Consider the following 8,018-nt stretch of genomic DNA (forward strand, 5'->3'; position numbering starts at 1 on the left):
AGGATGCCTCACGCATTCGCAAGAACCCGGACATCGCCGCCCGCCTGCGATCTTTCGCGTACAACCTGCTCAGGGCCGCTGGGTGCGACAACATCAAAAACGCCCGCTGGCGCGCCGCACTCGATCTCAATCTAATCCTCGCTATGCCTCGACTGTATTAAGAACTGAACAGCCCTGTCCGGCTGCGCAACCCCGGCCAGCTACGCCGAGGCGCGCGCTACCTGTCGCGCTGTATGAAGGGGTCAAGGTTGGACGCCGATCAGGGGTCAAATTTGGATACCGATTGACCCCCGCCTTCGGATTTCAGTGCAGCTTCACATGCGGCTCGGTGCGCCGCGTGATGACGCGCGCAACCGTGTCGAGCGTCGCCTTGGCCGCGCCATGAAGGGCGAGTTCGTGCATCTTGTAGAGCAATAGATACATCATGCGCGCGAACAGCCCCTCGATCATGAGGCTGCCGCCGATCAGCCCGCCCATCATGTTGCCGACTGTGCTGTATTCGCCGAGCGAAACGAGCGAACCGAAGTCGCGGTATTGATAATCCTGCAGCGGCTTGCCGGCCATTTGGCGCTGGAACTGGGCATAGAGATGCGAGGCCTGCTGATGCGCCGCCTGCGCCCGTGGCGGCACAAGCGCGTCGCGTCCGATCCATGGACAGGCCGCGCAATCGCCGATGGCGAAAATGCTGTCGTCCCGCGTCGTTTGCAGGGTCGATCTGACGACGAGTTGATTGATGCGGTTCGTTTCGAGGCCGGCGATGTTTTTCAGGAAATCCGGCGCCTTGACCCCTGCGGCCCAGACCACAAGCTCCGAGGGAATCATGCGCCCATCGGCCAATTCGACGTGATCGCGCAGCACCCTTGCGACCTTGGCGCCCGTGAGCGCTTCGACGCCAAGACTTTTCAAGAGATCTTCGGTCGCGGCCGAGAGTCTTGGAGGCAGCGAAGGCAGAACGCGGTCGGCCGCCTCGAGAACGGTGACCTTGATGTCCTTGTCCGGGTCCACCCGGTCGAGGCCGTAGGCGACGACTTCGCGCGTTGTCCGATGCAATTCCGCCGCCAATTCGACTCCGGTCGCGCCCGCCCCGATGATCACAACCTTCAATTGCTCGGGCCGCAGGGGCGTGTGCTGGACGTGGGCGCGGATGCAGGCGTTGACCATGGATTCATGGAATCTCTTCGCGTCGGCCTGGTTTTCCAGCTTCATCGCGAATTCCTTGACGCCCGGCGTGCCAAAATCATTGCTTTGGCTGCCGATCGCGATCACCAGCGTATCGTAGCCGATGGACCGTTTCGGTGTGACCTCCTTGCCCTCCGAATCCAGATGGGGCGCCATATGAACCTCGCGCCGCTCGCGGTCGAGGCCGATCATCTCGCCGATGCAATAGTGGAATCCGTGCCAGTGCGAATGGGCGAGATAATTCACCTCGTGATCCGACATGTCCATGCTGCCCGCCGCGATCTCGTGAATCTTCGGCTTCCAGACATGAGTGCGGCTTCGTTCGATCAGCGCCACGTCGAGGACGCCTTTCCGTCCAAATCTGTCGCCGAGCCTCGTCGCGAGTTCGAGGCCGCCGGCGCCGCCGCCGGCGATGACGACACGATGGCCGTATTCCAACCGCGTTCCTGCGTCGGTCATTTTCCGCTCCGATCAAATCCTTGGACGACGACCCTTGAGTCCGTCCAAGGCGCCCTTTGCCAGCTTGCCCGAAGGCCCTTGGCCCAGCAGACCGGCATCAAGGCGAAGCCCCCCCATCGGCTGCCAGAGACCGGCCTCAAAAACGGCGGTTTCAAACCAGCGCCGAACACCAGCCTGGATGCGATCTCCTCGCCATCGAAGAACCCAGCATGCTTGAAACCTCGCTGACGTTCGCGCTGGTGTAACCAATCCCGATCCGGGCGCGGCAGGTTCGGAAAATACTCACGTCGCGTGATTGTTCGAAGTGTGTGACGCCAATCAGAACGAGGACCGTCGCGCCTTTTCCCTTGACGAGCGGATCAACGTTCGATCGGCGTACTCCTCGGCGCGCCATGACGAAATGGTTGTAAATTCGTCAACATTTCGGGCTACCTCGACCTTGCAGGCGGGTTGGCGACCGAAGCTCGGGTTCGACCTTGACGGTCCATGAAGGAGCCGCGCCCAGGCGCCCGAGAATGGCGGCCCAGCCCCAGAAGAGCGCCGGCGCGGCTAGCAAGACCGTCGCCATCATGCAGACCCAGCGATAAGAGCAACGCCTTGATCATGCAGCGTGAGACACAATCTCTCGCGTCTTGCGGACATAGGCGTGCGTAACGAAGAGAAGTGTGATCGCCATCGGCGCTCCAGGCCACCCCAGGCGGCGGATAAGCCGCCGGCGGTTTTTTCGCTCATAAGGCTTGATCGGGCGGAATTGCTGGCGACCTTGCGGCTCGGACCCAATGGCGACAGAAGCGCGCCCTTTATGGCGTCGAGCCAAAGCGAGGGGAGCGCGCTGATCAGCCCCTGTAACTGCCGTGTCTGTTCATCCTCGGGTGCGTTCTGAAAAGTTCAGCGGCATCGACAATTCGCTGTTCGAATTCGCGCCGGTGGCTGGCTCTCTTTCAAAGTGTCCTCGAAACTGGGAGAGCACTTTGAGCGAAGCGAGAACGTTGAGGCGGCTTTGGCGACGCGCCATTGACGGCAAAGCGCGATTGAGCGGGCGAGCGGGCGAGCAGGCGCGCTGGCGCTGGTCGCGCTGGGAGCGGTTGAGAGCCGCGCGGATCCGCAGATCGTGACGTCGAGCGGTTTGCCGCAGCAGGTTGTTCCAACCTATCCGGAACCAACTCTGCCGGCCTACACCTACCCGCAAAGCTGCTTTTTGATCGACACGGGAGCGATTTCCGGCGCCGTGGACATTCCAACGGACGGAACGAGGCCGCAATCATTCACCGGAAACGGAAGCGGTGTGTCAGGCGCGACGAGGTCGCGTCCGGCTATGACAGCATGCTCGATGAGTCCGTCGGCTCCGGTCAGTGTGTAGCTTTGGCTCAGGCGACGTCGAACGTCGGATTGACGTCGACGTGGGTTCCTGGAACGCAGGCGCAGGGGAACACGGACATCGCGGCGGGCACGGTCATTGCGACGTTTGGCTCGGACGGAACCTATACCAACACAGTTGGACAAAGCCACACTGCGATCTATCTAGGACAGAACGCTCAAGTTATTCAGGTCATGGATCAGTGGGCAGGTCAAACGGCTCACTATTGAACGATTCCGTGGACAACGAGCAATTCTTATGAGAGCGGGAGTAAATTCTATATTGTATCGAACTAAACTATTTTTGCTGTGATCAGCGTTGGCTTTATTGGACAGGCGGCGGAAGCGGCCTCTTTGTGCAAGAATGTCGGTTGCGTTTCGAAGGGGCGAGGATCGCAGGCAATGCGCCATTTTCGGTCGACGTAGTTGCGGCTGACACAACCGCATGCGCCAAAGGGATAGCGGACGTTCCCGACGTACCAGCCGCCATGGCGCGACCTTTGGCCTGAAGGCCGACTATCCGATCGTGGCTGCGAACTATTCGGCATGCCGGGCTGTTGCCTTGGCGGTCCCGGCGCCAAATTCGTCTGAAACCGCAGACAGGTTGGCGCGACGAAACTTGTCTGCGGCGCCGGGCGCCGGTAGGTTCGTTGTTGGCGGCCAACGTCACCCGCCAAGACTCCGGCTCGAAACGGACCTTCTTGATTTGACCGGAGACGGCGCCATCACATTCCGAGCGGATATTCCTGCCTCCATCGACCTCTTTAAGTTATTGTCATTACGACGACTGACGAATCATTGGGGCGATTTGTGGCTGTGACAAATACTGTTGAGATTTACAGCGATCTTCTGGTCGTTCTCGGCACTGCGGGGATTGTCGTGCCAGCCCTGCGACGCTGGGACGTAAGCCCCATTCTCAGTTACCTTGCGGCGGGCGCCGTCCTGGGCCCGCTCGGTCTTGGCTCCCAAATCGCCAATTTTCCATTTCTCTACTGGTTCACAGTCGTCAACCCGGACAGTGTCAAGGAACTTGGCGAACTCGGGGTTGTCTTTCTCCTGTTCCTGATCGGGCTGGAGCTGTCGATCAAGCGGCTCGTCACCATGCGCCGCCTGGTTTTCGGGCTGGGCGGACTTCAGGTTCTTCTTACAGGCTTGCTGCTTTCCGGCGTCGCCATTGCGGCTGGCGCGGAACCTGCCTCGGCGGCGATTATCGGCTTGAGCCTTTCGCTGTCTTCAACAGCGATCGTCATCGAGCTCCTGGCGAGCCAAGGGCGTCTCACGACAACCGCAGGCCGCTTGAGTTTTTCGGTGCTGCTGGCGCAGGATCTCGCGGCAATCGCCATTATCGTTTTCATCTCAATACTTGGGAGTGGCGGCGGCGACTCTCTCCTCGTCAGCATCGGCGTCGCCCTGTTCAAGGCGGCGATTGCAATCGGGGCCATTGTCCTGTTCGGTCGTTTCCTGTTGCGCCCAATGTTTCATCTGGTCGCTACGGCAGGTTCAACCGAACTGTTCATCGCCGCCGCGCTGTTCGTGATCATCGGCGCCGGGCTGCTTGCCCACCAGGCGGGCCTTTCGATGGCGCTCGGAGCCTTCGTCATCGCTTTGATGCTCGCGGAGACTGCTTATGGCAAAGCCATTGAAGCCGCGATCAACCCGTTCAAGGGCCTGCTGCTGGGCGTGTTCTTTTTCACCGTGGGCATGAAGATCGATTTCCGGGAATTCGTCCGCGAGCCGGTCTGGCTGATCAGCGTTGTCGTGGGGCTGATCGCCATCAAGACCTTGATCCTGGCCGGGTTGGCCAGAGCCTTTCGCGTTCCCTGGCGGGCCGCTCTTGAAACCGGCATGCTGCTCGGACCCGGAGGAGAGTTCGCCTTCGTCAGCATCGGTCTGGCGTCGGAGCTACATTTGCTGCCGGGACCAATCGCCAGTCTGACGCTCGCGGCGACCGCCGTCACCATGGCGCTGACCCCGTTGCTGTCGAGCGCCGCCAAAAGGCTGCTCCCAAAGCCGCCAGGTCCAGCCGCCAAGGACCAAAACCTGACTTTGCAATCGTCGGCGGGCGATAGGCATGCAATCGTCGTGGGTCACGGTCGTGTCGGCAAAGTGGTGACATCGCTGTTGACGCAGCACGGCGTCAAGTTCGTCGCGATCGACCAGGATGCCGCCGGCGTCGCTCGTGACCGCCGGGCCGGACGACTGGTCTTCTTCGGCGATGCGTCCGATCCGAAAGTCCTGGACGTCATAGGCTTGCGCCAGGCGACGGGTATCATCATCACGATCAATGCGCGGAAGACAATTGACCGGATCGTCGAGCACATCCGGGCGGCGCGACCTGAAGTGTTGATTGTTTCCCGCGCCAGGGATGAAGACCATGCACGTCGTTTATATGCAGTCGGCGTCACTGACGCTGTCCCAGAGACAATCGAAGCCAGCCTGCAATTGTCGGAGGCCGCACTGGTCGGATTGGGCGTGCCCACTGGGCTTACGATTGCTTCAATCCATCAGAAGCGCGACGAATTCCGACATGCGCTTCAGCAGGCGGCAACGCAGGCTGGCTGTGACGAAATCCACGCAATAAAAGCAAAGACAACCATCCACTCATAGGTTGCGCCGCCGGCAGAAGGAAAGTCCGCTATCCGCCTATCCTGTCCCTGCCGGCGATATTGGCGGTCGTCCGCTTGCCGCTGATCGCTTCCGTCCCAGCTTGGCCCTGGCCAGATTTCTGCGACGTTCAAGGTCTTCGGCGCTGAACGGCTCGATGGAGACCTACACCGACAACGGGGAAGGACGGCTTGCCGCAGGAAAAGTAACGTCCGCAGACGCTTTCAGAAAGTGGGGCTCGGCAACACGTTGAGACGGCGCCCAAAGCTCAGGACGACGAGTCTCGCAGTTCACTTCTTGCAAGAATTTTGGTGATCCGCCTTCTGTCGATCCCGACAATTTCGAAATGCCAGTCCTCATATTCGAAGCGCTCGCCGACTTCGGGAATTTGTCCGAGTTGGGACAGCGCAAACCCCGCAATCGTGTGAAATTCGTCGTCGGTCGACGTAAGCCTCAAGCCTAGCCTTGCGAAGGCTTCGTGCGCTGGCGTCATGCCGTCGAACAGCAGCGAGCCGTCGTCGCCCTCTATCATGCTCGGCTGTTCGCCGTCGCCGTCCGGCAAGTCGCCCGCAATCGCCTTCAGCAAGTCTGCCTGGGTGACGATACCTTCGAGAATGCCATATTCGTTCACGACAATCGCCAGACGAACGGGCGAATGCTTGAATTGATCGAGCACGCGAAAGATTGTAGCGGATTCATGGACGATGACCGGCTCGCGAACAGCCGCAAGGGGATTAACAGGGCGGCCATCGAGGAATTGATCGAGCAAGTCTTTCTTCAGGATCATCCCGATCGGCTCGTCAATATCGCCCCGTCCCACCACGAGCTGCTCATGTCGACATTGGCGAATGACGCCCAACATCTCCTCCTGGCTGTCGTCGGCATCGATCCAGTCGACATCGCGTCGGGGCGTCATGATATTGGTGATATGGCGTTCGCCAATATTGAACACGCGCTCCACCAGGTCCTGCTGGGCCTCATTGAGGAGACCGGCCTTCTGGCTCGCCGCGACGATCAGTTTGAGTTCTTCGGGCGAGTGCACGGAATGTTCGCCGGAGCCGGGCGAAAGGCCGAACAGCCGCAGCACAAGATTGCCCAGGCCGTTCAGTGCAAGGATCGCCGGACGGAACACCAGCAGAAACAACGACAGTGGCCGCACCACCCACAGCGCCGTTCCTTCGCTGCGCTGTAGCGCGAGGCTTTTTGGCGCGAGTTCGCCGAGCACGATATGCAGGGTCGTTATGATTGTGAAGGAGATCGCCACGGCGACAGCATGGGAGGCGGTCACTGCCAGCGTTTCAGGCAACATTTGCAGCACGGGTTCGACCAGATGGGCCAAGGCGGGTTCACCGATCCATCCCAGCGCCAGCGAAGAAATGGTAATGCCAAGTTGCGTCGCCGCCAGATGAGAATCGAGATTGTCGACGGCACCTTTGAGCGATTTGGCGTTGGTCCGTCCCTCGTTGACGAGTTCCGTGACCCGGCTGTGACGAACCGAAACGAGCGAGAATTCCGCCGCAACGAAAAACCCGTTGGCTCCAACAAGCATGATCATGACGATCAAGCCCATTAATTCGGAATCGCCGTCCATGCCCATTGTGTCCTCGTCATAGTCGCCAAACCCTCAAGGTTCAGCAAAAGCCCCCTGTGGCCAAGGTTCGGCTCAGCCCAAACACCAGCAACAAAGGTAGCAAAGGCCGATTATGTCGCCCGATACGACAATCGCTGCAAGCGGCTGGTGCGGTTGCGAGACACCAACGCAACCGAGGAACCACCGATGACCGATGAAATGATGAACCTTCGCGCGCTCGTGGAAAAGGCGGCCGACGCCGATATCCTGCGTGAGATGATCGGCTTTGCCGCCGAGCGTCTGATGGCGATGGAGGTCGCCGGCCTGACCGGCGCCGACTATGGCGAGAAGAGCGCCGAGCGCCTCGCCCAGCGCAATGGCTATCGCGCGCGCGACTGGGAGACGCGGGCCGGCACGGTCGAACTGCGCATCCCGAAGTTGCGGAAAGGCAGCTATTTTCCGGGCTTTCTGGAGCCGCGCCGGATGGCCGAGAAGGCGCTGACCGCCGTCATCCAGGAGGCCTATATCCAGGGCGTCTCGACGCGCTCGGTCGATGATCTGGTCAAGGCGATGGGCATGAGCGGCATTTCCAAGAGCCAGGTCAGCCGGCTGTGCGAGGAGATCGACGGCAAGGTCAAAGCCTTCCTCGACCGCCCGATCGAAGGCGACTGGCCCTATCTGTGGATCGACGCCACCTACGTCAAAGTCCGCGACATCCGCCGTATCGTCTCGGCGGCGGTGATCATCGCGGTCGGCGCCAACGCTGATGGCCGTCGCGAAGTGCTGGGCATGGACATCGGTCCCTCAGAGGCCGAGACTTTCTGGACGGATTTCCTGCACAAGTTGCGCC

At 60.4% G+C, this 8,018-nt stretch carries 5 protein-coding genes; 3 read left to right on the plus strand and 2 right to left on the minus strand.

The features are described from left to right. Window positions 1–303 precede the first annotated feature (303 nt). The gene (locus CCR94_RS15585; RefSeq protein WP_104508775.1) at window positions 304–1,638 is read right to left on the minus strand and encodes an NAD(P)/FAD-dependent oxidoreductase; all 1,335 of its coding nucleotides are present in this window, start codon (window positions 1,636–1,638) and stop codon (window positions 304–306) included. Between the two features lie 1,323 nt (window positions 1,639–2,961). Here CCR94_RS15585 and CCR94_RS26675 point away from each other — a divergent pair. Then, window positions 2,962–3,225, plus strand: coding sequence for a BPSL0067 family protein (locus CCR94_RS26675; RefSeq protein WP_104508776.1), 264 nt, complete (start codon window positions 2,962–2,964; stop codon window positions 3,223–3,225). A gap of 579 nt (window positions 3,226–3,804) precedes the next feature. Continuing rightward, window positions 3,805–5,601 carry a cation:proton antiporter domain-containing protein gene (locus tag CCR94_RS15600; protein ID WP_170068954.1) on the plus strand — a complete coding sequence of 599 codons (1,797 nt, stop codon included), beginning with the start codon at window positions 3,805–3,807 and terminating at the stop codon, window positions 5,599–5,601. A 265-nt stretch (window positions 5,602–5,866) separates the two neighbouring features. Here CCR94_RS15600 and CCR94_RS15605 read toward each other — a convergent pair whose 3' ends face one another. Further along, the gene (locus tag CCR94_RS15605) at window positions 5,867–7,195 is read right to left on the minus strand and encodes a hemolysin family protein (protein ID WP_104508779.1); all 1,329 of its coding nucleotides are present in this window, start codon (window positions 7,193–7,195) and stop codon (window positions 5,867–5,869) included. Window positions 7,196–7,375: 180 nt separating this feature from the next. Here CCR94_RS15605 and CCR94_RS15610 point away from each other — a divergent pair. After that, on the plus strand, window positions 7,376–8,018 hold a 643-nt coding region (locus CCR94_RS15610; RefSeq protein WP_146090030.1), incomplete at its 3' end, for an IS256 family transposase.

Origin of the sequence: Rhodoblastus sphagnicola (genome assembly GCF_002937075.1) — a bacterium.
Classification (GTDB): domain Bacteria; phylum Pseudomonadota; class Alphaproteobacteria; order Rhizobiales; family Beijerinckiaceae; genus Rhodoblastus; species Rhodoblastus sphagnicola.

What these genes read in the sequence shown, in the direction of transcription:
- CCR94_RS15585 (WP_104508775.1), bottom strand. Translation starts at nt 1,638, where the DNA reads ATGACCGACGCAGGAACGCGGTTGGAATACGGCCATCGTGTCGTCATC.
- CCR94_RS26675 (WP_104508776.1), top strand. Translation starts at nt 2,962, where the DNA reads ATGCTCGATGAGTCCGTCGGCTCCGGTCAGTGTGTAGCTTTGGCTCAG.
- CCR94_RS15605 (WP_104508779.1), bottom strand. Translation starts at nt 7,195, where the DNA reads ATGGGCATGGACGGCGATTCCGAATTAATGGGCTTGATCGTCATGATC.